This is a genomic window from Parvimonas pharyngis, from assembly GCF_046569675.1.
Classification (GTDB): Bacteria; Bacillota; Clostridia; order Tissierellales; family Peptoniphilaceae; genus Parvimonas.
Genome location: NZ_JBKICJ010000002.1, coordinates 133,225 through 159,255, shown reverse-complemented (window position 1 = coordinate 159,255; position 26,031 = coordinate 133,225). Strand labels below are relative to the sequence as shown.

Genomic DNA, 26,031 nt, shown 5'->3' with positions numbered 1-26,031 from the left:
TAATAAGGAGAGTTATGAAAAAGATAAAATTTCATAGTATTTATTATAGATTTATTTTGTTTATTTTTGCTATTTTTTTAACTAGTATAAACTCAATAGATAGAGTTAATAAAGTTACATTTGATTTTAAATGGTTAAAGGTAGAATATTTAAATATTTGTTTTTTCGTTATTTCAATTATTCTTATATGGTATTTTGAATTTTTTACTTGGAAATTATATATTTGTAAGGAAGGAATATATCTTAAAAAAATAGATTTATTTGTTCCATTTGAAGAAATAAATTCTGTGAGTCACGTTTGGTTTAGTTCATTAGGAAGTGTTAAAGACCGTTCAAGTTATAGTAGAAAATCATTGGTGATTTACAGAAAAAATGACAAGCCCATTGTCGTTTACAATATTTCTTTATTAGCATTATATTTTATAAAAAAATACAATTCAAAAGTTAAAATAAATATTATGTCTGCAACATTAGCAACACTATTTAATGTATTAGTTAATACATGGTTTCTTTATAGAACATTTACAGATTTTAATGGTATGATTAATTATACAGAATTATTTATCTATATCATTATATTTATAATAAAGTCATTAATACCATTTATAATGATTAGAATTCAAAATAAAATACATGGAGATTACCTAGAACATGATGTACCATGGTATGGTTGGGGAAATGACAAGGTTATTAAATTGTAGTTAAGAAACACACCCTTCCACGATGTTTCGCATCGTGTGGGTACCCGGGAACCTTGTTGTTTCACAATAAAAACAAAAATATAAAAAAGCAAAGACAAAAATTATACTTTATCTTTGCTCTAAATGTATCGAAGATACATATAGAAATTATTTTTTTTATTTCTTTCAGAAATACTATTGCTTACCAGCAATAGTTGAGATTTCCAGAGTAATTGTATCTAAAGATACAATTATCCCGTCAGACCTACTTTTGTTTACAAGTAAACAAAGTTAGGGCTAGATTCATTTCGCTAACGCTTCAGTCGAAATGACGTGTTAGGAGTATTTCTTTACAAATAACTTTGACGTGCATTATTTTGTTTTATATATTTTTTATCACCTTTTTTAAAATTATTTTCGAAGTTTATTTGCTTTTAACGTATATCACTTAAATAAAGGTACTTCCTTTATACGTCATCTCGACTGTAACGAAGCAAAGCTGAGTGTAATGGAGAGATCTCATACTTATTCTTGTTTACAAGAATAAGTAAATGTATCGTAGATACATCCAGACTAATGACAAAGGTGTCGATGAGCAATTATTGGCACTTTTTTTGTGGAGAAAAAGAGAATAAGTTGTATAAGAATTAGACTATTCCACGATGCTTCGCATCGCGTGGGTTTCCGGTAACCTTGTTGTTTCACAATATAAAAAAGTAGCTTATAAATATAAGCTACTTTTAGTTTTTTATTTTCTTAAAATTTAATTACAGAATATGAGTATAGAGGATATTCTATTTGATTTTCTTCGTTAAAATATGCTCCAGCACCATAAACCCAGTTTGGATTTTTAAGTAATGTTCTTCCTTGGTAAATCATATCACAGGCATCACTTTGAAGTAAATATTCACATAATCCATAGTCTTCTAAAAGTCCAACTGCAGATACTACTAGCCCAGCTTTTTTAATTTCTCTACTTAATTCAGCTTGATATCCTGGATAAACTAACGGACTTTTTGGAACAACTCCACCACTTGAAATACTGTTGAAAACAACTCCATCTTCTTTAGCAAATTTTAGAATATTAATTATATCTTCTAAAGAGCTTCCGTTTTCATCATATTCGTTTGCAGAAACTCTAATATGAACATCAATATCTATATTTTTAATTTCTTTTAAGATATCTCCAAGAAATTTATATCTTTTTTCTAAACTACCACCATATTCATCAGTTCTTTGATTTGATAGGGGAGATAGGAATTGATTGATTAAATATCCATGTGCTCCGTGGATTTCTACAAAATCAAAACCAGCTTCTTTTGCAAGTTTTACAGAATTTACATAATCTTTTTGTAAAGATATAATTTCATCTTTACTTAATTCTCTTGGAGCTTTTTCATCTGCAAAGGGAATTGCGCTTGGAGCAATGATATCATCATAAGATGAATCAGCTTTTCTTCCAGCATGGCTTAATTGAATACCAATCTTACAGTTATAGTTATGAACTCTATCTACAAGTTCTTTAAATGCTTTCATTTGTATTTCGTTATATAGACCTAAATCGGTTTTTCTTATTCCACCTTTGGAATTAACCATTGTAGCCTCAATAATAATCCCAGAAACACCACCTAAGGCTCTTGCTACATAGTGATCAAAATGCTCTTTAGTTAAAACTCCATCAACTGTTTTTGAATGGAACATGCACATTGGAGCCATAACCACTCTATTTTTAAATGTATGTCTACCTATTTGAATAGGACTTAAAAGTTTACTCATAAAAACCTCCTAATTTTTTTTGCTATTATCTTATACCCTTAATATGATTTATTTAATTAAAGATAAAAAAATATTTTAAGCAATAAAAAAAGCTGTTACTTTCATAACAGCTTTTTAAAATCTATACTATTTTGTATATTTTAAGATTAATTCTTTAGCAGCTAATGTTTCATCAGGACGTTTAATTTCTGTGTCGTGTGGTGCTGAATGAACAATTTCAGGATTTTTTTCAGCTTCTTTTGCAATCCTAATCATAGCTTCTGCAAATCCGTCAAGAGTTTCTTTTGATTCACTTTCAGTTGGTTCAATCATTAACGCTTCATCAACGATTAATGGGAAGTATACAGTAGGTGGGTGATATCCCATATCCATCAATCTCTTAGCAACGTCAAGAGTTACTAATCCATTAGGATTCTTTAATCCTGCAAGTACAAATTCATGTTTGAATTTAACATTTTCAGGAAGATTGTAGTAATCTTTTAATTTACTTGCTAAGTAATTAGAGTTTAATACTGCATAATCACTTGATTTCTTAAGTCCGTCAGCTCCTAAAGCTAAAATGTAAGCATAAGCTCTTACTAATACACCAAAGTGTCCGTAGAAGTCTTTCATCTTACCGATTGTCTTAGGAACGTCATAAGAGAAGTTATATTTTTCTCCATTCTTAACTACGATAGGAACTGGTAAGAATTCTTTTAAGAAATCTTTACAACCAACATATCCTGCACCAGGACCTCCACCACCGTGAGGAGTAGAGAATGTTTTATGAAGATTGTAGTGGATTGCGTCAAATCCCATATCTCCAGGTCTAACATGTCCTAAAATTGCATTTGCATTAGCTCCATCATAATATACTAAACCGCCAGCTTCGTGAACGATTTTTGTAATTTCTTGAATTTCTTTTTCAAATAAACCTAAAGTGTTAGGGTTTGTAAGCATAAGACCTGCAGTATCATCACCAACAGCTGCTTTTAATGCTTCAATATCAACTAAACCATTTGCATTAGATTTAATTTCAATAATTTTGTAACCTGCCATTGTTGCAGTTGCAGGGTTAGTTCCGTGAGCTGAGTCAGGAACGATAATTTTATCTCTTTTTAAATCATTGTTATTTTCATGATATGCTTTAAATAGCATAATTCCTGTGATTTCACCATGAGCTCCAGCTGCAGGTTGTAATGTACAAGCATCCATACCTGAAGTTTCATTTAAAGCTTCACCAAGTTCATAAATTAATTGTAAAGCACCTTGAGCTCCACATTCAGGAACATTTGGATGAAGTGATGCAAACCCTGGAAGAGCACACATAGCTTCATTAATCTTTGGATTGTATTTCATTGTACAAGATCCTAATGGATAGAATCCAGTATCAACACCAAAGTTTTTATTTGAAAGATTTACAAAGTGTCTAGCAACTTCTGGTTCAGAAACTTCTGGTAAATCAATTTCGCCTTCGTTTAAAAGATTAGCAGGAATTAGCTCTTTAATACATACATTATCAACATCTAATTCTGGTAATTTATGACCAATCTTACCAGGTTTTGATAATTCAAATATTATTTTATCGTATTTCATATTATGCTTCCTCCAATACCTTACATAGTTTATCAATTTCTTCCTTAGTACGTTTTTCAGTAACTGCAAACATAATAACATTTTCTAATTCAGGATAGTACTTTCCAAGATCGAAACCACCAATAATTCCGTTTTCAAATAATTTCTTATTTAATTCACAAACTGGTTTTTTAGCCTTTAATGCAAATTCTTTGTAGAATGGAGCATCAAATACTTTTTCGAACTTACCTGTTGCTAAAAGTTTATTGTATAAATAATGAGATTTCTTTATACATTGTTTTGAAAGTTCTTTAAGTCCTTCTTTACCAAGAAGTTCCATATAGATTGTTGCAGTCAAAACGTTAATACCTTGGTTAGAACAGATATTTGAAGTAGCTTTATCTCTCTTAATATGTTGTTCTCTGGCTGATAATGTAAGAACCCAACATCTCTTTCCATCTCTATCAAGAGTTTGTCCAACGATTCTTCCTGGAATCTTTCTTAAGAATTCTTTGTTTACAGCCATAAATCCTAAGTATGGTCCACCAAATGAAACAGAAATACCTAGAGGTTGAGCTTCACCAACAACTACATCAACATTACATTCAGATGGTTTCTTTAAAGCTCCTAAAGATGATGGATCAACAGAAACTACTGAGTAACATTTTTTAATGCTATGAGCTATTTCAGAAATCTTAGTTACATCTTCGATATTACCAAAGAAGTTAGGATTTTGAACTAATACAGCACCAACTTCGTCATTTAATTTAGCTTGTAAATCTTCAACACAAGTTACACCATTGCAAGTTTTAACAACTTCCATTTCTAAATTTTGTGCATGAAGATAAGTTTTTAAAACTTCTCTTGACCATGGAGCGATAGCTTCAGAAACTAAAACTTTTTTCTTTTTAGCGTTATGAACAGTCATAATTGCTGCTTCTGCTAAACCAGTTCCTTGATCATAAAGTGAAGCATTCGCATAATCCATTCCAGTTAAGTTTGAAATCATTGTTTGGAATTCAAATATATATTGTAAAGTACCTTGACTGATTTCTGGTTGGTATGGAGTGTAAGAAGTTAAAAATTCACTTCTACTAAGAATTGTTGGGATAACAGCAGGAATATAATGATCATAAGCGCCAGCCCCTAAGAAAGTAGGGTATTCGCTTGATGAAGCATTCTTGCTTGCTAATTTAGTTAGATAGTTATATACTTCCAACTCACTTTTTGCTTTTGGTATATTTAATTCTCTTTTTAATTTTACTTCTTCAGGAATATCTGAGAATAAATCTTCAATAGAATTAATACCAAGGCTATCTAACATATCTTTAACATCTTGTTCTGTTAGAGAAATATAAGGATACATATAGAATTTACCTCCTAGTAATTTAATTATTTTTTAAGAAATTTCTTGCTTATTAATACAGCAGGAACTCTTTTGTTTCTAAGTTCAACTTCAACTTCGTTATCAACTTCAGCTTGATCAGCATCAACTATAACATTAGCAATAGTTTTGTTAAGAGTTGGAGACAAGTAACCAGTAGTTACAAATCCGATTTCTTTATCGCCTTTGAATACTTTTGTGCCATGTCTAGCAATTCCTTTGCCCTTTAATTCAAGTCCGATTAATTTTCTTGGAAGTCCAGCTTCTTTAATTTTTGCTAAAACTTCTTTACCAATGAAATCAGCTTCTTGTTTTAATTTTACGAAATATCCAAGACCAGCTTCAAGAGGTGTAATAACGTCATCCATTTCGTTTCCGTATAGTGGAAGACCTGCTTCGAATCTTAATGTATCTCTACATCCTAAACCACAAGGCTTAACTCCGTCTTCTTTACCAACCTTTAAGATTTCATCCCATAGTTTACACATGTCTTCGCCGTTTCCGTAAATTTCGAATCCATCTTCACCAGTGTAACCAGTACGTGAAACTAAGAATTTTCCGCAATCTCCAAGTTCAACATTTTCTTTGAAAGTGAAGAATTTTATTTCATTTGCTAAATCAACATTTTTAGCTAATTTTTGTAATACTTTTTCAGCTTTTGGGCCTTGTAATGCAATTTGTGCAGTTTCTGATGAAATGTTTTTGATTTCAACATCATAGTTTCCTTTTTGTTTTAAGAACCAATCAAAGTCTTTATCAGTATTAGCAGCGTTAACTACTATATACATATCGTCTTGACCTTTTCTGTAAACTAATAAATCATCAACAACTCCACCGTTTTCATTACATAATAAAGAGTATATAACTTGTCCGTCACCAATTGTTGTTAAATCATTTGTGATTAAATGATTTACATAGTCAAAAGCATCTTTGCCTTTAACAGTAATTTCTCCCATATGTGAAACGTCAAATAAACCAGCGTTATTTCTTACAGCATAGTGTTCAGGAGCAAGTCCTTCGTATTTAACAGGTAATAACCAACCAGCGTAATCAACGATTTCTCCTCCATATGAAACGTGTTTTTCGTATAATGGTGTTTTTTGTGCAGCCATATCTAATTCCTCCTTAAATTAAATAGAAATTAATTACCTTTCAATAAGATAACCCATTTTCCTTAATGTTATTATAGTATAAAAAAATAAAAAATACAATAGTGTTTTTACAAAATCGCAAAAAGTCATTTATTAAGCTAAAACTATTATTAATAAAATTAACAAAAAAGAGCTATAAAAAAATAAAAACGTTTTTATTTTAACTTATAGATGAGTAATATATAGAAAATATACCCTAAAAAATTTGAAAATATATAAAAATTAAAAAACTTTTTTAATTTATTTTTTATATATTTTAATTAGATATAGTAAAATGATAATGTAAACTATAAGAATTGTACGAGATATAAAATTTACTAATTTTTTAAAAAGTTTTTAAAAAAATTACAAAAAATATTAAATTTTTTATAAAAATTTTTTAATTATACGAAAAATGTGTTACAAAAGTGAAAATATTCAAAAAATAGTGACTATTTGTCAACCAGATTATGAGTTATATTTTTAATGGAATAAATCAAATTATTAATAAAATTGATTATCTAAAAAGATACGAAAAAAATAAAAACGTTGGTCAAATTGGAAAAAATTTTTTTATATAAGAATTTTTAGGGTATAAAATCAATATCGGAAAAAATGTGATATAATTAGATATATAGATTAATAGGAGGTTATTATGAAAAAAATAGGATTTCTTGTTAACCCTATTGCCGGAATGGGTGGTAGAGTAGGACTTAAAGGTACTGATGGAGAGGGCATATTAGAAAAGGCAATCTCACTTGGTGCAGTTCAAGAGGCTCCAGAAAAGGCCAAAAAAGCTTTAAGCAAAGTTGTTGAGTTAAAAGACAAGTTTACAATTTATACTGCAAGTGGACTTATGGGTGAAATAGAATGTAAAGAACTTGGATTGAATTATGAAGTTGTTTATAATGCAAAAGAAAATTCTTCTGTTTCAGACTCAAGAGAACTTTTAAAATATTTTTTAGAAAATGAAATTGAATTGATTTTCTTTGTTGGTGGAGATGGAACTGCTAGAGATGTTTATTCTGTTGTAGAAGATAAGATTCCAGTAATAGGAGTACCTGCTGGAGTAAAAATACACTCACCAGTTTATGGTAATACTCCTGAACAAGCAGGAAGTTTGCTTTATGAAGTAATTAATGGGGTTGAGCTTCCTGTAATTGAAAAAGATGTTGTTGATATTGATGAGGAAGCTTTTAGAGATGATAGAGTAGAAGTTAGACTTTATGGATATTTAAAAGTACCTTTTGATCAAAGATATTTACAAAATAAGAAATCTCAAACTCCTCAATCAGATAATGATGCTCAAGTTTCAATAGCTTGTGATGTTATTGATGAAATGAAGGAAGATGTTTTTTATATAATTGGTTCAGGAACAACTCCTATGTATATTATGAAAGAATTGGGATTACCATATACTGTATTAGGTGTTGATATAATCAAAAATAAACAACTTGTAAAAAAAGATTGTAGTGAAAGAGATATTCTTGAAGTAATTGGTGATGAAAGAGCAATACTTGTTGTAACTCCAATGGGTGGACAAGGTTATGTATTTGGTCGTGGAAATCAACAATTAAGTGCAAATGTATTGAGAAAAATCGATAAAAAAGATATTATAATAATAGCTACAAACGGTAAATTACAAAGTATAACTTCAGGACATCTAGTAGCTTATACAATGGATGAGGAAGTTGACAAAAAATTAAAAGGTTATTATAGAGTTAAAATAGGATACGAAAGAGAAAAAATGATTTTAGTTGATAATGAATAAGACGATAGTTATATCGTCTTTTTTATTATAAAAGTGTGGATAAAAAGGTAAGCATATTTATTTAGAAAATAAAAAATAAGATGTTAAAATTATAGTAATATTATTAATTTTTATTCTAAAATATGTATAAATATCAAGTTAAAGATATAAATTTTTTTACACATTACTGTTTTATACTATTTTTTTAGGTTAGAGTGTGCTATAATAATATTGTCAAAGGTTCCTGTTTAATTATACCTACACTTATTATAAGGGATTACGGAGTTCTTACTTTGATGGCAGCCTTTTATTAGGAAACCGTGAGATTTAAGACAGTTTGCCCACCTTCAACTAGGAAGGTTTATAAAATGACAGGAACCAGATGACTTTTATAAAATAATAATTAGGAGGTTTTTTATGAGCTTAGCAAAGTATATCGAACAAAGACGTATCGAAAAAGAAAGAGAAGTTAGAAGAAAAATTAGAAGAGAAAAAGCAGCTACTGCTGCAAAATTAGTTGCTGGAGCCGCTGTTGGCGCTGGAGTAGGAATCTTATTTGCTCCTAAATCAGGAAAAGAAACTAGAGAAGATATCGTTAAAGTAACAAAAGACGGTGTTGAATATGTAAGTGAAAATGTAAATAACGCAGTTAAAGCTGTTTCTGAAAAAGCTAAAGAAGTTAAAGAAGTTGTAGAAGAAAAATATGAAAACTTCACTAATAGACATATGACTGAAATTTCTCCTGAAGATGAAGAAATTGAAGTAACAGACTTAGCGGAAGAAGTAGAAGAATAGTGAGGAAAAAATGGTAACAATAGATTTAGATTTAACTTTAAGAGTTATTCTTTATTTAGTAGCAATAGTATTCCTATTATCTTGTATTTGTTTATTCACAAAGTTAATAAAAGCAGTTGCTAGATTAAATAGGGTTTTAGAAAAAAGCGAAGAAAGTATAGTTACATCAGTTGAAAAAATACCTAGCTTACTTGAAAACGCCGATAAAGCTATTGCAAATGCAAATGAAATTCTTGGAAAAACAGATAAAATCCTTAACGATACTCAAGATGATATAACAGACAGCATTGAAAATGTTAGTATGACACTTGAAAATGTTAGAGAAATCACTGATGATATCACTACTTCCACTAGATTTGTTGCAGAACAAGTAGTGGATACAACACTGGATATAAGAGAAAATGTTGATGTTGTATTTGATAAAATTGATACAATTAAAAATATTATAGATGCTATTAGGTCTTATTTTAAGAAAAAATAAATTATAATATAATTTTTCTAATTTTGTTTTTCTATAAAAATACTGGGAGGTTATTATGGGAGTTATATCAAAAGCGGAATTATTAGAATCATTGTACAAAATAGGAGAAGGAAAAGCTAATTATAAATTACACAAAATGATGATTGTTGCATTTTTAGCTGGTTTATTTATAGCGCTTAGCGGACTTTCTTATATAATTGTTAATACAGGAATGGCTAGTTTAAATCCAACATATGGAAAATTCATATCAGGAATTTGTTTCTCATTTGGACTTTTTGCCGTAGTTGTTGCAGGAGCAGACTTATTCACAGGTAATATCTTGATTCTTGCTCCAGCATTAGCAAAGAGAATTACATTCCCAAAAATGTTTAGAAATTGGATAGTAGTTTATCTATTCAACTTTGTAGGATCAGTTTTTGTAGCTCTATTAGTTTATTTTGCAAGCGTTCTTTCACCAGAAATGCTTGCGTACTTACATAAAATTACAGTTTCAAAAACTACAGAAAGTTTTTTAGTTCTACTATGTAAAGGAATAGGATGTAATATTTTCGTTTGTTTAGGAGTTTGGATGTCTTATGCTTGTAAAGATGGAGTTTCAAAATTCTGTGCTTGTGCAATATCCATTATATTATTCTTAATTTGTGGATTTGAACACAGTGTTGCAAATATGTTCTATCTTTCATTATCTACAATACTATCTGATATAAATGTAGGAGCAGTTTTATACGACTTAGTTCCTGTTACAATAGGAAATATAATTGGGGGAAGTTTAATAGCTGTTTGTTATTATTTTGCCTATAGAGATTAGGGAGTTTAAATTATGTTAGAATTTCCAAAAAAAATCAATGTGAAATTGACTTTATATAATGAAGACTATTCATTTGGAAATGGATTATATAGATTACTCTTATTGATTGACGAATACAAGTCAGTCAATAGAGCTTGTAAAGAAATGCGTATGGCATATTCTAAAGCATATAAAATGATAATTCGTTCTGAAAAAGATTTGAATTGCAAATTACTTGTAGGAAAAATTGGAGGGAAAGGCGGTGGAGGTTCCGAGCTTACACCAGAAGCTAGAGAATTATTAACTATATATGAAAGAGTAAATTTAAAGACAAAAGAATTTGCTGAAAATGAAATTGAAAATTATAGGAAATCAATAAAAAAAGTGGAGAAATAAAATTCTTCGCTTTTTTTATTGTGAAACAACAAGGTTACTGGGTACCCACCCTATGCTAAGCATCGTGGAAGGGTGGGGTCTTGCTTTTTATATTTCAACATTTTTTCTACTTAATATTGTTAAATAATAATTATATGTTTAGAAAGTAATTAAAAATGGGTATCAATACAATATAAAATAAAAAAGGAGGTCTTTTATTATGGATCATGTAAAAGGATTAGAAAATGTAGTTGAAAATTCAAAGAATTTAGCTGGAGCTCTACCAGAAGAAATGAAAGCATTTAGAGCTTTTTCTGGAGAAGTTTATAAAGATGGAGTATTAACTGTTAAAGAAAAAGAACTTGTTACACTTGGAATCGCAATTTCAGTTCGTTGTGAAGGTTGTATTGAAGCACATGTTAGAAATCTTGTTAATCTAAAAGCAACAAGAGAAGAAATTGCAGAAGTTATTTCTGTTGCAGTTGCAATGGGTGGTGGACCTTCATCAGTTTATGGAGGAAAGGCATTAGAAGCATTTGATCAACTATCTAAATAGTTTTATACAAAAGTGGTGATAACACCACTTTTTTTATTGTGAAACAACAAGGTTCCCGGGACCCACCCGATGCGAAGCATCGTGGAAGGGTGGGGTTCTTATTGAAAAAATATTTTATTTGTGATAAAATAATACGGTAATTTTTACAGAGAATAAAATTTAAAAGATTAGTGTTTTGCTTGGCACCCACTTTAAAAATCAAGTGCAGGGGCACTTTGCCCTTTTTTTGTTGATCAAAGCACTCCAAAAGGAGGAAATATGAACGTAAAAAAAATTACAAGACAGGGAATGGTAGCAGCAATTTATGTTGTTTTAACTCTTCTATCAGAAACATTTGGATTAGGATATGGAAGTTTACAATTTAGACTTTCAGAAACTTTAGCAATTTTGCCATTTTTCAATCCAGAATATACAATTGGGGTAACATTAGGTTGTTTTTTAGCAAATATTGCCAGTACAGTTGGAATTATTGATATGGTAGTTGGAACTCTAGCAACATTTGTAGTAGCGTTGATTATGACTAAAATCAAAAACTTCTACATAGCTTGTTTAGTACCAGTTGTAGTAGGTATGGTTCCAATAGCATTAGAAATTTATTTATTAATGCCAAATCCTGTTGGTTTTTGGGCTATATTAGGAGAACTAATGCTTTCAGAAGCTCTAGTAATCTATGCAGTTGGAGTTCCTGTTTTCTATGTTTTATGTAAAAACAAATCATTTACTAAAGCTCTAGAATTTAAAAAAGACATAAGATAAATGTGTATACATTTTTTATTTTAGTTAAGACTTGTAAATTCAATTGTTAAAATAAAAACTCTTTTCAAATTTGTCAAAATGTGATAAACTTTGAATAGAGTTTTTTTAATTTTTAATAAAGGAGATAGAATATGTGGTTTTTTGATATAATCAAAGTCATTATTTTAGGAATTGTTGAAGGGATTACTGAATGGTTACCAGTAAGTAGTACTGGTCATATGATTTTGGTTGATGAATTTTTAAAATTAAATCAATCAGCTGAATTTAAGGAAATGTTCTTAGTTGTTATACAACTTGGGGCTATTTTAGCAGTTGTCATTATGTATTTTAATAAGTTAAATCCTTTTTCTAAAAAGAAAACTAAGGAGCAACAAAAAGATACAATTAATATGTGGTTAAAGGTAATTGTCGGAGTAATTCCTGCAGGTGTTTTGGGAGTTCTTTTTGATAAGACTTTAGAAAAATATTTTTATAATTTTCCAACTGTTGCCTTCACATTAGTTTTATATGGAATTTTATTTATAGTTGTAGAAAATAACCCTAAATTTAAAACACAAAAGATAAAAAGATTTGAAGATTTAAGTTATACACTAGCTTTTTATGTAGGATGTTTTCAAGTTTTAAGTTTAATTCCTGGTACTTCAAGATCTGGGGCGACTATAATAGGAGCTTTAATTTTAGGACTTTCAAGAAGTTTAGCTGCTGAATTTTCATTCTTTATGTCTATTCCGGTAATGTTTGGAGCTAGTTTATTGAAACTTAGAAAATTTGGTTTTGCTTTTAGCTTTTTCCAATTTTTCATTTTAATTCTTGGAATGTTTGTAGCATTTGTAGTTTCTGTTTTAGCTATAAAAATGTTAATGAGATACATTAGAAAACATGATTTCAAAGTTTTTGGATATTACAGAATAGTATTAGGTATAATTTTAATTATATATTACTTTATACATTAATTTTATTTTTAAGAAAAGTTAAATAGTTTGAAAGTTCTTACTATTTGACTTTTTTTGTTATATTTGTTAAACTGAATTAACATAATAAAGGAGATGATACCAATGAAAAAAAGATTTCTGATTATGGCTTTAATAGTTTGTGTTAGTGGAGCTTTTGTTTCCTGTAAGAAAAAAGAAAAACCAGAAGAAAATACTAAGGAAACTACTAATATAACGGTTAAAGAAAAAGAAGTAAAAGAAAATGTAGAAGAAACAAAGGAAGAAAATAAAAAGACTGAAGAAAATAAAAATGAAAAGGGAATATCTTTTGCAGTTAAAGATCAAGGGAATAATGATGTTACTTTGATTTCTAAAAAGGATTCAAAAATTCCTTTTGATATCTTTACTGTTGGAATGGATTTTAAATTAAAAATAGATGATAAAGAATACTCTTTCAAAGATGCTGTTGCTAAAGGACTTTTAGATGAAAAAAAATTATTTAATAAACTTGAGCAAGATAAGAAAGATGGTAAATCCACTAGTGAAATGTATAAAGATGGTGGTACTATAATATATAAATATAAAGATTATTCTATTGTAAAATACAATACTGTTGATGGAGATGAAGATATGTATTTTACAAAGGCAAAAGATTTAAATGCTTTAGAAGAAATATTAAATAAAAGATAAAAAAATCGCAGAATAAAATCTGCGATTTTCTTTTTATATTAATATTTATTAATCAGCTATAATTAAACCGTAATTTCCGTCTTTTCTTTTGTAAAGAACATTAGTTTTTGAATCTTTTGCATTTTTGAAAATGAAAAAGTCATGATTTAAAAGTTCAATTTGTAAAATAGCTTCTTCTTCAGACATAGTAGCTACATCAAAGTTTTTAACTCTTACAATCTTTGGCTCTTCTTCTTCCACCGGTTCAGAAATTTTTTCAAATCTTATAGTTTCTAAAGCTTGATATTTCTTTTGTAGTTTTGTTTTGTTTTTTCTGATTTGTCTTTCAAGATTATCCAAAACGATGTCTATTGAAGTGTACATATCGCTTGTGCTTTCTTCTGCTCTAAGTATTGTGCTATTTGGTAAATAAATTGTAGCTTCAAAGATTTTATCATTCTTAACTGAACTAAAAGTTACTTTGCCTTCAATGTCTTTAGAAAAGAACTTATCTAATTTTTCAAACTTCTTAGCTGTAATTTCTTTTAAAGCATCTGTTATTTCAATATTTTTACCTATAAATTGTAATTTCATACCAATACCTCCCTAACATTATTTATACTTGCATTAAAAATACAAATATAATGTTATTTATATTATACCACATTTTTCCTTTAAATACTTAAAATGAAACTAAAAATTTTTGTTTTATATTTTTTTGTGGTATACTTAATTAGTATTTATTTTAAAAGGAGATATTATGAAAAGAGATACTGTGCTTATAACTGGCTCATCAAGAGGTATTGGCTCTGCAATTGCAAAGACTCTGGCAAAAGAGAATTATAATATAGTTATAAATTATAAAGAAAATGAAATAGAAGCAAAAAAAGTTTTTGATGAAATAAAAGCATATAATCCAAATGTATTAATGATTCAAGCAGATATTAGAAAAACTACTGAAGTTGAAAATATGTTTAATGAAATAGAAAAAACTTTTGGAAATGTAGATATTTTGATTAATAATGCTGGTATTGCAAGTATTAGATTTTTTCAAGATATTACAGAAGAGGAATGGGAAGATATTTTTAATGTAAATGTACACGGTTCGTATCGTTGCATAAAAAGAGCAATTCCTTCAATGATTAATAATAAATATGGAAAGATAATTGGAATAAGTTCAATTTGGGGAGTAACCGGAGGAGCCTTAGAAGCTCATTATTCTGCAACAAAAGGAGCAATTATTTCAATGAATAAAGCTCTTGCAAAGGAGCTTGGATATTCAGGAATTACAGTAAACACAGTTGCTCCGGGTGGAGTTGATACTGATATGTTAAGTTCAGTTCCAAAGGAGAGTATTGATGCTTACTGCCAAGAATTTCCTTTACAAAGACTAGCAAAACCTGAGGAAATTGCATCAGCTGTAAAATTTTTAATTTCAAAAGAAGCTTCTTATATAACAGGACATGTTTTAAATATTAATGGTGGAGCTTTTATTTAAAAATATTGAAAAAAACATAAAAAAGCTATTTACAAAAGATAAAAAAAGTTGTATAATTTACACGTGGCTATAAATTATCGCGGCAAATAATTTATGGGGAGTATGAAAATATGGCAAAAATGATGGGACCTAGATTTAAACAATCAAGAAGACTAGGCTTAAATGTATGCGGACACCCAAAAGCTAACAAAAGAATGGGTAAAGGTCTTGCAAGAAACGACAAAAAATTAACAGAATACGGATTACAATTACTTGAAAAGCAAAGATTAAGAGCTTACTATGGAGTTATGGAAAAACAATTCAGAACTTATGTAGAAAAAGCACTTAGACAAAAAGAACATATAACAGGGGATGCTCTTGTTATGATGTTAGAAACAAGATTAGATAACCTTGTTTACAGAATGGGATTTGCTTCTTCAATTAGACAAGCTAGACAAATGGTAGTTCATGGACATATGCTTGTTAACGGTAAAAAAGTTGATATACCTTCATACGCAGTACAAGTTGGAGATGAAATCACTTTAAGAGAAAAATCACAAAAAGTAGAAATGTTCAAAGAAAACTTTGAATCTACATTCTTAGGAGTTGTTCCTTACATCGAAAAGAAAGAAGGATTAAAAGCAACTTTATTAAGAATGCCAGAAAGAAACGAAGTTCCAATTGAAATTCAAGACTCATTAGTAGTAGAATTCTACTCAAGATTAATTTAGCAAAACAAAGCACGAGTTATCGTGCTTTTTTGTGTTGTTAATTTAATACAATTAGCAAAAAAATAAAAATATCTGTTATATTGTAGCTTATGCCTTAGTGCTTAAATTGATTCTGTCAGAAAGGGGTAAAGGTAAAACATATGTCAAAAAAAGATTCAGAATTTCAAGTTAAATTTATGTCTTTTCTTTTTAGAGGAAAAGAGATATTTAAACCATTAAATACAGGTTTTATTGACGAAAGAGTAAGCTGTATTAGAGAATATGTAGCTAATATTTACTTTTATACAAAAGATGGTCAAACAATTATGATTGATGCAGGTTATAACTATGATAGACTTGCAGAAAAAATGCAGTGGTTAGATATAAGTCCAAAAGATATTAAAGATATTTTAATCACTCATCAAGATACAGATCATGTTGGAGCTATTGAAAAAGGCAGTAACGAATTGTTTAAAGAAGCTACAATATATATTGGAAGAATTGAAAATGAATATTTAGAAGGTAAAAGGACTCGTAAAGTATTTTGGGGTTTACATAAATTACCAAAAGTTCAAATTGATAATAAAAAAGTTTTGATTGAAGATGGTCAAGTTTTTTATATTGGAAATATAAAGATAGAAGCTATTCTTGTTCCTGGACATACTTGGGGACATCTCGTTTATTTAATAGATGATGCTTATTTATTCACAGGAGATACTATCTGGTTTGGAGCAGATGGTGGTTATGCATTTTTAAACAACCTTGCAGAAGATAGAAAATTGCAAGTAAAATCACTTAAAAGATTGGAAGAAATAATTAGAAAAAAAAATCTTAAACTTAAAATTATAACAGGACATACTGGTTGGACTGACGATATAGACTTCACTTTTGCTCATATAGATGAAATATGTAATTCATTAAGGAGAAAGCCAAAAGTTCGAGATCCTAAAGCTCCATACGATGGCTTTGATGAAAGTGAAGATACAAAAGAAAATGCAAAAAAGGGCTTTTTAGAAAAGTGTTAAATTTTAAAATTTATAGTAAAAAAGGTGATGCAATACTGACATCACCTTTTATTGTGTTTTAGTTAGATTACTATTTCTTTTTTATAAACAATGCTATTACAAATGCTACAAAACTTGGAATTATCCAGTTAAATCCTACATCACTTAATGGCAAAATAGTTATAAATTTAAAAATTCCTAATTGTTCGTAAATCACTTGAATAAAACTAATTGTAACTGCTGTAAAAGCAGGTAATTTAAAGATTAAATCATTCTTAATTTTATCTTTAAAGAACGCAAGTATAATTAAAACTATTGTTGGTGGATATACAACTGCAAGAATTGGAGCGCCAATCTTTACAATTCCACTAACACCTATTATTGCAGCAACTGTTCCAAATAAGCACATATATAATACAAAAGTAGAATATTTTATTTTTCCTTTTGTAATTCCTACTAAATACTCTCCTGAAGCGGATGTAAGTCCAATTGCAGTTGTTAAACAAGCAAGGAATGATGCTAATCCTAAGGCAATTTTACCGGCATTTCCTAAAAGTTCTTGTGTTACATTTACAATAATATCAGCTTGTTGAACATCTATTCCGTAAGTTTTAGAAACAGTAGCTCCTAGATAAGTTAAACCGCCATAAATTAATGCTAAAGTTGTACAGGCAATTAGACCTGATTTGAATAACATTTTTACTTGTTGATTATGATTATTATAGCCTTTGTTCTTTAAAGTTAACAATAATACTGAACCAACTGCTAAGGAAACAAAGCAGTCCATTGTTTGGTAGCCGTCAATTAAGCCCTTTCCTAATACGCTGTTTATTTTAACTGTTTCAGATGGAAGTCCAATTGGTGAAATAATTCCTTTAACAATTATTACAACAAGTGCAAGAATTAAAAATGGAGTTAAAAATTTTCCAATAATATCAACAACCTTTGAAGGTTTAACCGTTAAAAAGTAAGTTAATGTATAGAAAATTATTGCAACAATTGATATTGAAAAGAAATTATGGAAACCTAATATAGGTTTAATTCCCATTTCATATGCTGTTGCTCCCGTTCTAGGAATTACAAGAAGTGGGCCAACACACATAATAACCATAAAACTTAGTATTAATGCAGGTGTTTTTCCGATTGGGCTAAAGAATTTCATTATATCACAATCATAGTATGTTACCGCCATTAGAGCTACAAGTGCAAGGCCAACAGCTGTAACAGTAAAACCTAAAAATATAACGAGCCAATAACTACCGGCTAGAACTCCTAAATATGGAGGAAATATTAAATTTCCTGCTCCAAAAAACATTGCAAAAAGTGCGAATCCAAACGTTAACATATCAGCAATGCTATTTTTTTTATTCATATAAATCTCTCTCCTTAAAAATAAATAAAATTAAAATAACAAAACCCTAACATTTTGTATTTTTTGTCTAAGAATATTTTACAAGATAACTAAAAAAAACTCAATACTAAAAGCTACTTTTATTAAAAAAATTTATTAAAAATTGATAAATTTTATGTATTTTAGAAAAATATAGGACATTGGTTTAGTTGATATTAATATTGGTATTATGAAATTAAAAATATTTAATTTTTGAATAATTGAAATAAACTAATGCAAAAAATTTTTAAATATGATAGAATAGAGAGGTAGAAGAAAACATTTTTGGAGGTATGAAATGAAAAGAAATGAAGTTGATAAAAGTTTAACTTGGAATTTGAGTGATCTTTTTAAAACAGAGGAAGATTATAAAAAAGCCCTTAATGAAATAGTAGAAAAAACTGATGAGTTAGTAAAAGTTTATGAAGGTAAACTTGATTGCTACTGTACTATAAATAGTTGTTTGGAAGATTTAAAACCTATTTATGAATTAATTGACTTGACTGGAAATTATGCTGCTTTAGATTATGAAACAGATTTAGGTGGAAAAGAACAATTTGAAAGAATTGTAAATTATGAAAATACAATTGCTCCAGTTTATGCTAAACTTAGTTTTGTAGAAACTGAAATCTTAGCAAATGACAAGAGAATAATAGAAAAAGCTATGAAAGAAAATTCTGAAAACAGAAGATTTTTAGAAAAACTTTTAGATAGAAAAGATCATACTCTATCAAAAGAAGTTGAAGGGACACTTTCAGCTTTAGCAGGAAGTTTTGAAACTCCTTTTAGAGTATATAATCAATCAAAAATGCAAGATTTATCTTTTGAAGATGTTGAAGTAAATGGAGTAAAAACACCAATGACTTATAATGTTTTTGAAGGAAGCTATGAAGTAAAAGCAGATACAGAATTTAGAAGAGATGCCTTTAAAAAATTCTATAAGACTTTAGAAAAATACGAAAATACATTCGCAAGTACGTATTATAGCAATGTTCAACATGATAAGGCTATGTCTAAAGTAAGAAAATACGATAGCGTATTTGATTATTTACTTGCTTCACAAGAAGTTACAAGAGAAATGTATAATAGACAATGCGATGTTATCATGGAAAAACTTGCTCCTCATATTAGAAAATATGCAAGACTTTTAAAAAGAGTAAATAAATTAGATAAGATGACTTTCTCAGATATGAAAATGCCATTAGATTCAGAATTCCAAAAAATTTACAGCGTTGAAGACTGTAAAAATATGGTTATTGATGGATTATCAGTTTTAGGAAGCGACTATAAAGAATATTTAGAAAAAGCTTTTAATAATAGATATATTGACTATGTTGACAATGAAGGAAAATCATCAGGAGCTTTCTGTGCTAGTCCATATAAAGTTCATCCATATATACTTTTAACTTGGACAGGAAATATGTCTGATATTCTTACAGTTGCTCATGAGCTAGGACATGGTGGACATTTCTCACTTGCACATCAAAATCAAAATATTTTAAATGTTGACTGCTCAACATATTTCGTTGAAGCACCTTCAACAACAAATGAATTGATTATGGCTCATTATCTTCTTGAAAAAGCAAAGACTGATAGAGAAAGAAGATGGATTATTTCAGAAATAATTTCAAAAACATATTATCATAATTTTGTAACTCACTTCTTAGAAGCTTATTATCAAAGAGAAGTTTATAAGATTATAGATAATGGTGGAGCTGTTGATGCTGAAACTTTAAATACAATCTTTAAAGAAACAATGGAAAAATTCTTTGGAGAAGATGTTGAACTTGTAGATGGAGTTGAAAGAACTTGGATGAGACAACCTCATTACTACATGGGACTTTATTCATACACTTACAGTGCTGGTTTAACTATCGGAACACAAATGTGTTTAAATATCTTAAAAGATAATTCAAAAGCTGCACAATGGATTGAAGTATTAAAATCAGGTGGAAGTAAAAATCCAATCGATCTTGCAAAAATGGCAGATGTTGATGTTACAACAGATGCACCACTTCTTAATACAATAGAGTATATCGGAAGTCTAATTGACGAAATGGAAAGATTAACTGATAAAATAGAACAAGAATAATTTAAAAAAGATACTGATTTATTCAGTATCTCAGATTGATGACAAAGGTGTCGATGAGCAATCATTGGCACTTTTTTAGTAGAGAAAAAAGGGAAAAGTAGTATAATAATTTGACTATAAAAAAATAAATAAAAAAGAACCTCACCCTTAATGCGAATTATTTTGTTTTGTATATTTTTTATTTCTTTCAGAAATACTATTGCTTGTAAACAAGCAATAGTTGAGATCTCTCCGCTCCGTTACTCTCCGGTCGAGATGACGTGTTGGGGGGTACTTCTTTTCTAATTGCTATTACGTGAACTATTTTGTTTTATAGCCTATATTTTTAAATAAGTTATTATTTATTTTTACTATATTTATAAAAATTTGATGTTTATTTACATTTAACGTCTAGCTCTTAAACAAAGGTATTTCCTTTATACGTCATTTCGACCGAAACGAAGCAAAGCGGAGTGCAGTGGAGAAATCTCACACTTTTGTTGAAAACAAAAGTGAATGTATCGTAGATACATATAGAAATTATATTTTATATAAAAAAAGGAGCTTTAAGCTCCTTAAATTTATATAAAAATATTCATATATAAAAATGTTGTTAGTATTGCTGCGAATACTGTTAGTATCATATTTTTAGTAATATATGATACTACTGAAGCAACTGCGATTGTAACTGAATACATTATTTTATCAGAAGCTTCTGCTTTTAAGACTTCTCTTAAAATCAGTACTGTCATTGAAGTAAAAGGAATGATTTTAAAGAAAGTCATTAATCTTTTATTAAAAGTTTTTCCTCTAAGGAAGAATAAAGGAAGAACTTTTGGAATTATTGTTACTGCTGCTGCAACAAGTGTAGCAACTATATAATAAGTTAGTTTGTCCATTTTTTCTCCTTATTTTATTCTTCTTTATCTTCTAATGTTTCATCGCCAATTAAGAATATTCCAACTATTGAAGAAATTATTATTGAAAAAACTATATCCCATCCAAGTGGAAATACATTTAAACGACAAATAATAAAGTAGATTATTCCTGTTGCGATTACAATTCTAACTGTTACTAAATGCTTTCTTACATTTGGAACAAGTAGGGCAATGAAAAGTCCTAAAAGACCAACACTGAATGCAACTTTTATATTATTAGGTAAAAAGTCGCCTAAAAAATATCCTACTAGTGTAAAAATTCCCCATATAAAGTAAGGTGGAATTTGAACTCCAAGTGTAAAAGATGTATTTACTTTTTCTTTGTTAAATGAAAGAATAGAAAAACTTTCATCTGTTAATAACCAACCAACGATAGGGAATGCTTTATGATTTACCTTATCTACTGTTGCCCCAATTGTAGCAGACATAAGGAAAAGTCTTGTGTTTAGTAAAAATACTGAGACTGCAATTCCTAAAATAGGAACACTTGCTGTTAAAAATCCTACTAACATGAATTGAGCAGCTCCAGAATATAAAACAAAAGAACTCAAAAAAGCATGACATAAACCAAGCGAATTAGTATTACAAAGAATACCAAAAGTAATCGCTGAAGGAATATAACCTATCCATATAGGAATCGAATGACGAACTCCTGATAAAAACTTATTAGTTTTTGATTTCATATTTACCCCCAAACATTAGAAACCTAGTATTCAATCTCTCTTCTATCTTCTAATGCCTTTAAAAATGTTAATTCATCATAGCTATCTATGCTTCTACCAATAGGGATTCCATTTGCAATTTTTGAAATCTTTAGGTCTTTGAATTTTTTAAGTAAGTCGATGATATAAAGTTCAGTTAGTTCACCGTCAATTGTTTGACTAATAGCGAAGATAACTTCCTTTACATTGTCTTTTTCAATTCTATCCAAAAGTGTATTTACATTTAAATCGTCTAAAGTTATCCCTTCTCTTGGAGTAACAAGGCCATTCAAAATATGATAAGTTCCTTTATATACTTTGGTCTTTTCAAGACTAATAACACCGTGCATATCTTCAACAATAGTTATAACAGACTTATCTCTCTTTGGATTAGAACAAATATTACAGATTTCATCTTCTGTTAAATTTCCACAAATTTTACAGTGATGAGTATTCTTTTTCATATTTATAAGACTTTTTGCAAATTCAATCGTAAAATCATCATCCATTTCTAAAATTTTCAAAGCCATTTTAGTTGCAGATTTTCTTCCGATAGATGGAAGTTTTGATAAATAGTGAATAACTTCATCTATTGATTTAGTATACTTATTCATTTCTATAATCCTGGAATATTAATTCCGCCTGTTATTTTATTAATTTCTGAATCATGTTTTTCTTGAGCTTTTCTATTAGCTTCATTTATAGCTGTTATAATTAAATCTTGTAACATTTCTATATCATCTGGATCAACAACTTCTGGAGTAAGTTTAATACTTAAAACTTCTTTCTTTCCATTAACAGTTACTTCAACTGCGCCACCACCAGATGTTGCAGAAACTTCTTCTTCATCTAATAATTTTTGCGTATTTTCAAGTTCTCTTTGCATTTTTTGCATTTGTTTCATCATATTGCCCATATTCATTCCGCCACCGAATTTAGGGAAACCACCTTTAGCCATAAATACCTCCTAAAAAAATTAAATATCACAATTAATCAATGAGTAAAATCATTAATTTTTAAATTTTATTGTTAAAAAAATAACATAAAATTCCGAAAATCCCTTAAAAATCTTGTCTTATATTAACATTTTTTTAAGGATAAATCAATCGTTTACAATAACCGATTAAAGCAATTTTATATTTTGATAAAAATACAAAAAGACAATGAAGATATTGAAAATATCGCATTGTCTTTTTTAAAAAAACTTATTTATTACTTACTTGGATCTGTTATAAAGGCTGAAAAAGTAATTAAATTTGTATTACTTTTTTCATCTAAATCTTCTATGATAACATAAAAAGGACTATCCATTTTTATAGTTAAATGTTTTTTGCCAGGAACAGCAGTTGATTTATTTGATATTTTTGTTACAGTCTTTGCTTTTGCACCGTTTTCATCAATTTTTAGAATTGAGTTTTGTTTGGCATCAGATACTTTAATTTCAGTATTTACGAGTAATTTCTCCAACTTATATCCACTTAACATCTTATCAAGACCAATCTTTGAAAATAATGATTTAAAATCCACTTCCGTCTTTGTATCTATCTTTGGTAAAAAGAAAGTTACCTCAGCTGACTCACTATTATTTTTTAAAGAGTATATAGTTTCCATCAATTGTTCTGCTGAAAAATATTCATTCTTTTTAGGTTTTATAAAATAAACTTTTGAATCATTTGCCACCATTGAAAAAGCTTCTTTTTCTTCATCGGATATTGCAACTGAATTTTCAAAACTATTAGACATAGTATTTACTTGTATTACTGAGCCATCCAATTTTGTAAAATCTCTCATTTTAGTTAGTGATTCATTAAATTTCTGATCCCAATTTGCATCATAGTTTACTGTATCAATAAAACTAGTAATTAAACTTTCATCAAATTCAGTTTTATCTAAAATTTCTTCAAGATGTTTTTTTTGAAAATCTTGATAAGTCTTAGTTGCTTCTTTCGATGATTTTACAGTTTTAACATTATCATAATTAAGATTTTTTGTTTCTCCATTAAAATTTTTAGTATTTATTAAAATTAAATTTGCTAATTTGCTATTTTTTAATTTTAAATTTTGAAGATGAGCATCATCATAATTCTTTAAAAACTCTAAATTTTCTCTATCTTCAGTAGAAAGAGAAATTAAATCTAAACATCTTTGAATAGATAGGGGAGATAAGACAAAATTCTCTCCTTTATTAGATTCTAGCATTGTAGAAAAAATTTCTAAATTCAATTTGTTTATATTTTCTGTTTTATCTTTATTAAATACAATTTCTTCTCTATTTTCTGGAAATGGCTTTTCAGATTTTGAGCAAGAAGCTAGTGAGATTGAAACAAAAAATAATAAAATAGTTTTTAATAAGTTTTTCATAAGACATCCCCTTTCAATGTTTGAGAAACATTTTTAAATTATTCTACAAAATTAGCGTAAACCGTCAATGATTTATGAACAGGCATATTAATTTTTGTGAAAAATTCATTTAAAATAGTATTATCTTGTACAATAAAATTATGATTTTCATCTAATTTATAACTTCCAAACTTAAATAAATACTCCTTACAGTCGATATGTAAGAAAGCTTCTTTTGGGAAATAGTATATTTCTTTAACACTTTCGTCAAAAAGTTTAGAAATAGTTTTTTTGAATATAGTTGCTTTTAAAACATCTTTAAAAGAACTTAAATCAACTTTTTCAAATAATTCTTCATTATCATCAGAAGATTCAGCTATTTCTGTGTTTTCAATGTTTTCATGATTTTCTGCGTCTTCATAAGTTTCAATATTTTCTATTGTTTCAATAGTTTCAGTGTTTTCCACAGTTTCAACGGTTTCAACAGTATTGAAATTTTCTACTACTTCCGTAGCTTTTTCTTCTGATTTTTCTACTACAATTTCATCTTTTGATTCAATTTTTAAATTTCCACTCTTAATCATATTTTCAAGAGCTTCAATTCTCTTTTCCATTTCAGATTTCTCTTTTCTATATGAACAAATCTTGATAATTAAAAGTTCAGCTAATGCATTTTGCATATCACTCTTTTTCATCTTATCTTCAACATCTAAAAGATTTTCTAATATAAATATAAGCTCATCCATTCTAAATTGATTTGAATGTTCTAAATATCTCTTATATTCAACATCATTTAGAGTTGTAAGTTCTTTTTTGATGCTCTTAACTAAAACTATATTTCTAAAATGTTTAATTAAATCAATAATTATATTGTTTGGAGTCTTTCCATTTTCAACTAAATTTCTAAAAGTCTCAATAGTTTCATTTTTTGAAGAATTTAAAATTGAATTTGAAAGTTCAAATAACTTATTTAAGTTAACAAGTCCTAAACATTCATTAATATCTTCAACTGTAATTTTTTCTTTTCCAGTTGCTACAACTTGATCTAAAAGACTTAAAGCATCTCTCATTGCACCAGAAGAAAGTTCAGAAATTAAATTAATTCCATCTTCTTCAACTTCAATATTTAGATTATTTAAAATATATTTAATATTTTCAACAATATCTAAATTGTTAATTCTCTTAAATTCAAATCTTTGACATCTTGAAATAATTGTATCTGGAAGTTTATCAATTTCGGTAGTTGCCAAAATAAAAATTAAATGCTTTGGTGGTTCTTCTAAAATTTTTAGAAGAGCATTAAAGCCTTCATTTGTAATCATATGAGCTTCGTCTATAATATAAACTTTGTATTTTACAATTTGTGGGGGATAGATTACTTTTTCTTTTAATTCCCTTATATCGTCAATACGTCTATTACTTGCAGCATCCATTTCTACAACTTCAAGAGCCTTGTCATTAAGAATCATTTTACAATTTTCACATTCATTACAAGGATTTCCGTCTTTTGGATTTAAACAGTTAACAGCACGAGCAAATATTTTAGCACAACTTGTCTTTCCAGTTCCTCTAATTCCTGAGAAAAGATAAGCATGTCCTAAATTACCAGTCTTTATTTGATTTTTTAAAATTTCAACAATATGAGATTGACCAACAACTCTTGTAAAGTCCTTCGGTCTAAACTCTCTATAAATAGCTTGTTTCAAAATTTCACCTCTAATAGTTTAATTAATATATGTATATATTATATTATATCATATAACAAATAAAAATGT

The 26,031-nt window shown here is 28.4% G+C and carries 26 protein-coding genes; 14 read left to right on the top strand and 12 right to left on the bottom strand.

Annotated elements, in window-relative coordinates; genetic code table 11:
• Positions 1 to 14: 14 nt before the first annotated feature.
• A complete protein-coding gene (locus ACLGL0_RS03095) occupies positions 15 to 701 on the top strand; it encodes a hypothetical protein (RefSeq protein ID WP_411013585.1) in 687 nt (228 codons plus the stop codon).
• Positions 702 to 1,436: 735 nt separating this feature from the next.
• Here the strand turns inward: ACLGL0_RS03095 and ACLGL0_RS03090 are convergent.
• The 4 genes from ACLGL0_RS03090 to gcvT form a co-directional block, all read right to left on the bottom strand.
• On the bottom strand, positions 1,437 to 2,456 hold the full coding sequence (locus tag ACLGL0_RS03090; RefSeq protein ID WP_411013584.1) for an oxidoreductase: 1,020 nt from the start codon (positions 2,454 to 2,456) through the stop codon (positions 1,437 to 1,439).
• A 126-nt stretch (positions 2,457 to 2,582) separates the two neighbouring features.
• Positions 2,583 to 4,031 carry an aminomethyl-transferring glycine dehydrogenase subunit GcvPB gene (gene gcvPB / locus ACLGL0_RS03085; protein WP_314558784.1) on the bottom strand — a complete coding sequence of 483 codons (1,449 nt, stop codon included), beginning with the start codon at positions 4,029 to 4,031 and terminating at the stop codon, positions 2,583 to 2,585.
• 1 nt (position 4,032) lies between these two features.
• Positions 4,033 to 5,376, bottom strand: coding sequence for an aminomethyl-transferring glycine dehydrogenase subunit GcvPA (gene gcvPA / locus ACLGL0_RS03080; protein ID WP_411013583.1), 1,344 nt, complete (start codon positions 5,374 to 5,376; stop codon positions 4,033 to 4,035).
• Positions 5,377 to 5,402: 26 nt separating this feature from the next.
• Positions 5,403 to 6,506 (bottom strand): glycine cleavage system aminomethyltransferase GcvT, encoded by a 1,104-nt coding sequence (gene gcvT / locus ACLGL0_RS03075; RefSeq protein ID WP_411013582.1) that lies wholly within the window; start codon positions 6,504 to 6,506, stop codon positions 5,403 to 5,405.
• Positions 6,507 to 7,179: 673 nt separating this feature from the next.
• Between gcvT and ACLGL0_RS03070 the strand changes: the two genes are divergently transcribed.
• The 9 genes from ACLGL0_RS03070 to ACLGL0_RS03030 all read left to right on the top strand — a co-directional run bounded on the left by ACLGL0_RS03070 (position 7,180) and on the right by ACLGL0_RS03030 (position 13,646).
• Positions 7,180 to 8,295: an ATP-NAD kinase family protein gene (locus tag ACLGL0_RS03070; RefSeq protein ID WP_411013581.1), complete on the top strand. Its 1,116-nt coding sequence runs from the start codon at positions 7,180 to 7,182 to the stop codon at positions 8,293 to 8,295.
• A 396-nt stretch (positions 8,296 to 8,691) separates the two neighbouring features.
• On the top strand, positions 8,692 to 9,069 hold the full coding sequence (locus tag ACLGL0_RS03065; protein WP_411013580.1) for a YtxH domain-containing protein: 378 nt from the start codon (positions 8,692 to 8,694) through the stop codon (positions 9,067 to 9,069).
• Positions 9,070 to 9,079: 10 nt separating this feature from the next.
• Positions 9,080 to 9,550, top strand: a complete 471-nt coding sequence (locus ACLGL0_RS03060) for a hypothetical protein (protein ID WP_411013579.1) — start codon at positions 9,080 to 9,082, stop codon at positions 9,548 to 9,550.
• 55 nt (positions 9,551 to 9,605) lie between these two features.
• On the top strand, positions 9,606 to 10,358 hold the full coding sequence (locus ACLGL0_RS03055) for a formate/nitrite transporter family protein (protein WP_411013578.1): 753 nt from the start codon (positions 9,606 to 9,608) through the stop codon (positions 10,356 to 10,358).
• Positions 10,359 to 10,370: 12 nt separating this feature from the next.
• Positions 10,371 to 10,733 (top strand): winged helix-turn-helix domain-containing protein, encoded by a 363-nt coding sequence (locus ACLGL0_RS03050; protein WP_411013577.1) that lies wholly within the window; start codon positions 10,371 to 10,373, stop codon positions 10,731 to 10,733.
• A 199-nt stretch (positions 10,734 to 10,932) separates the two neighbouring features.
• Complete coding sequence (locus ACLGL0_RS03045) at positions 10,933 to 11,268, top strand: carboxymuconolactone decarboxylase family protein (protein ID WP_411013576.1); 336 nt, start codon at positions 10,933 to 10,935, stop codon at positions 11,266 to 11,268.
• A gap of 258 nt (positions 11,269 to 11,526) precedes the next feature.
• The gene (locus ACLGL0_RS03040; RefSeq protein WP_411013575.1) at positions 11,527 to 12,024 is read left to right on the top strand and encodes a QueT transporter family protein; all 498 of its coding nucleotides are present in this window, start codon (positions 11,527 to 11,529) and stop codon (positions 12,022 to 12,024) included.
• 131 nt (positions 12,025 to 12,155) lie between these two features.
• Entirely contained in the window at positions 12,156 to 12,977 is an 822-nt protein-coding gene (locus tag ACLGL0_RS03035) for an undecaprenyl-diphosphate phosphatase (protein ID WP_411010215.1), read from the top strand.
• A 102-nt stretch (positions 12,978 to 13,079) separates the two neighbouring features.
• Entirely contained in the window at positions 13,080 to 13,646 is a 567-nt protein-coding gene (locus ACLGL0_RS03030) for a hypothetical protein (RefSeq protein WP_411013574.1), read from the top strand.
• A gap of 48 nt (positions 13,647 to 13,694) precedes the next feature.
• On the opposite strand, the gene hpf is transcribed toward ACLGL0_RS03030, so the two are convergent.
• A complete protein-coding gene (hpf, locus tag ACLGL0_RS03025; RefSeq protein WP_233056036.1) occupies positions 13,695 to 14,219 on the bottom strand; it encodes a ribosome hibernation-promoting factor, HPF/YfiA family in 525 nt (174 codons plus the stop codon).
• Between the two features lie 166 nt (positions 14,220 to 14,385).
• Here hpf and ymfI point away from each other — a divergent pair, with 166 nt between their 5' ends.
• The 3 genes from ymfI to ACLGL0_RS03010 all read left to right on the top strand — a co-directional run bounded on the left by ymfI (position 14,386) and on the right by ACLGL0_RS03010 (position 16,837).
• A complete protein-coding gene (gene ymfI, locus ACLGL0_RS03020) occupies positions 14,386 to 15,123 on the top strand; it encodes an elongation factor P 5-aminopentanone reductase (protein ID WP_313962245.1) in 738 nt (245 codons plus the stop codon).
• 110 nt (positions 15,124 to 15,233) lie between these two features.
• Positions 15,234 to 15,833 (top strand): 30S ribosomal protein S4, encoded by a 600-nt coding sequence (rpsD, locus tag ACLGL0_RS03015; protein WP_150263297.1) that lies wholly within the window; start codon positions 15,234 to 15,236, stop codon positions 15,831 to 15,833.
• Between the two features lie 140 nt (positions 15,834 to 15,973).
• Complete coding sequence (locus ACLGL0_RS03010) at positions 15,974 to 16,837, top strand: MBL fold metallo-hydrolase (protein WP_411013573.1); 864 nt, start codon at positions 15,974 to 15,976, stop codon at positions 16,835 to 16,837.
• Positions 16,838 to 16,907: 70 nt separating this feature from the next.
• Here the strand turns inward: ACLGL0_RS03010 and brnQ are convergent, their stop codons facing one another.
• Positions 16,908 to 18,188, bottom strand: a complete 1,281-nt coding sequence (gene brnQ, locus ACLGL0_RS03005; protein WP_411013572.1) for a branched-chain amino acid transport system II carrier protein — start codon at positions 18,186 to 18,188, stop codon at positions 16,908 to 16,910.
• A gap of 316 nt (positions 18,189 to 18,504) precedes the next feature.
• Here brnQ and pepF point away from each other — a divergent pair, with 316 nt between their 5' ends.
• The gene (gene pepF, locus ACLGL0_RS03000; protein ID WP_411013571.1) at positions 18,505 to 20,298 is read left to right on the top strand and encodes an oligoendopeptidase F; all 1,794 of its coding nucleotides are present in this window, start codon (positions 18,505 to 18,507) and stop codon (positions 20,296 to 20,298) included.
• Between the two features lie 560 nt (positions 20,299 to 20,858).
• Here pepF and ACLGL0_RS02995 read toward each other — a convergent pair.
• From ACLGL0_RS02995 to dnaX, 6 genes are all read right to left on the bottom strand, one after another.
• Complete coding sequence (locus ACLGL0_RS02995; protein WP_233056044.1) at positions 20,859 to 21,176, bottom strand: AzlD domain-containing protein; 318 nt, start codon at positions 21,174 to 21,176, stop codon at positions 20,859 to 20,861.
• A 14-nt stretch (positions 21,177 to 21,190) separates the two neighbouring features.
• Entirely contained in the window at positions 21,191 to 21,898 is a 708-nt protein-coding gene (locus tag ACLGL0_RS02990; protein ID WP_411013570.1) for an AzlC family ABC transporter permease, read from the bottom strand.
• A gap of 23 nt (positions 21,899 to 21,921) precedes the next feature.
• Positions 21,922 to 22,530, bottom strand: a complete 609-nt coding sequence (recR, locus tag ACLGL0_RS02985; protein WP_233056047.1) for a recombination mediator RecR — start codon at positions 22,528 to 22,530, stop codon at positions 21,922 to 21,924.
• Positions 22,531 to 22,532: 2 nt separating this feature from the next.
• Positions 22,533 to 22,874 carry a YbaB/EbfC family nucleoid-associated protein gene (locus tag ACLGL0_RS02980; RefSeq protein WP_233056048.1) on the bottom strand — a complete coding sequence of 114 codons (342 nt, stop codon included), beginning with the start codon at positions 22,872 to 22,874 and terminating at the stop codon, positions 22,533 to 22,535.
• A 254-nt stretch (positions 22,875 to 23,128) separates the two neighbouring features.
• Complete coding sequence (locus tag ACLGL0_RS02975) at positions 23,129 to 24,277, bottom strand: serpin family protein (protein ID WP_411013569.1); 1,149 nt, start codon at positions 24,275 to 24,277, stop codon at positions 23,129 to 23,131.
• A gap of 38 nt (positions 24,278 to 24,315) precedes the next feature.
• Entirely contained in the window at positions 24,316 to 25,962 is a 1,647-nt protein-coding gene (dnaX, locus tag ACLGL0_RS02970; RefSeq protein ID WP_411013568.1) for a DNA polymerase III subunit gamma/tau, read from the bottom strand.
• Positions 25,963 to 26,031: the final 69 nt, after the last annotated feature.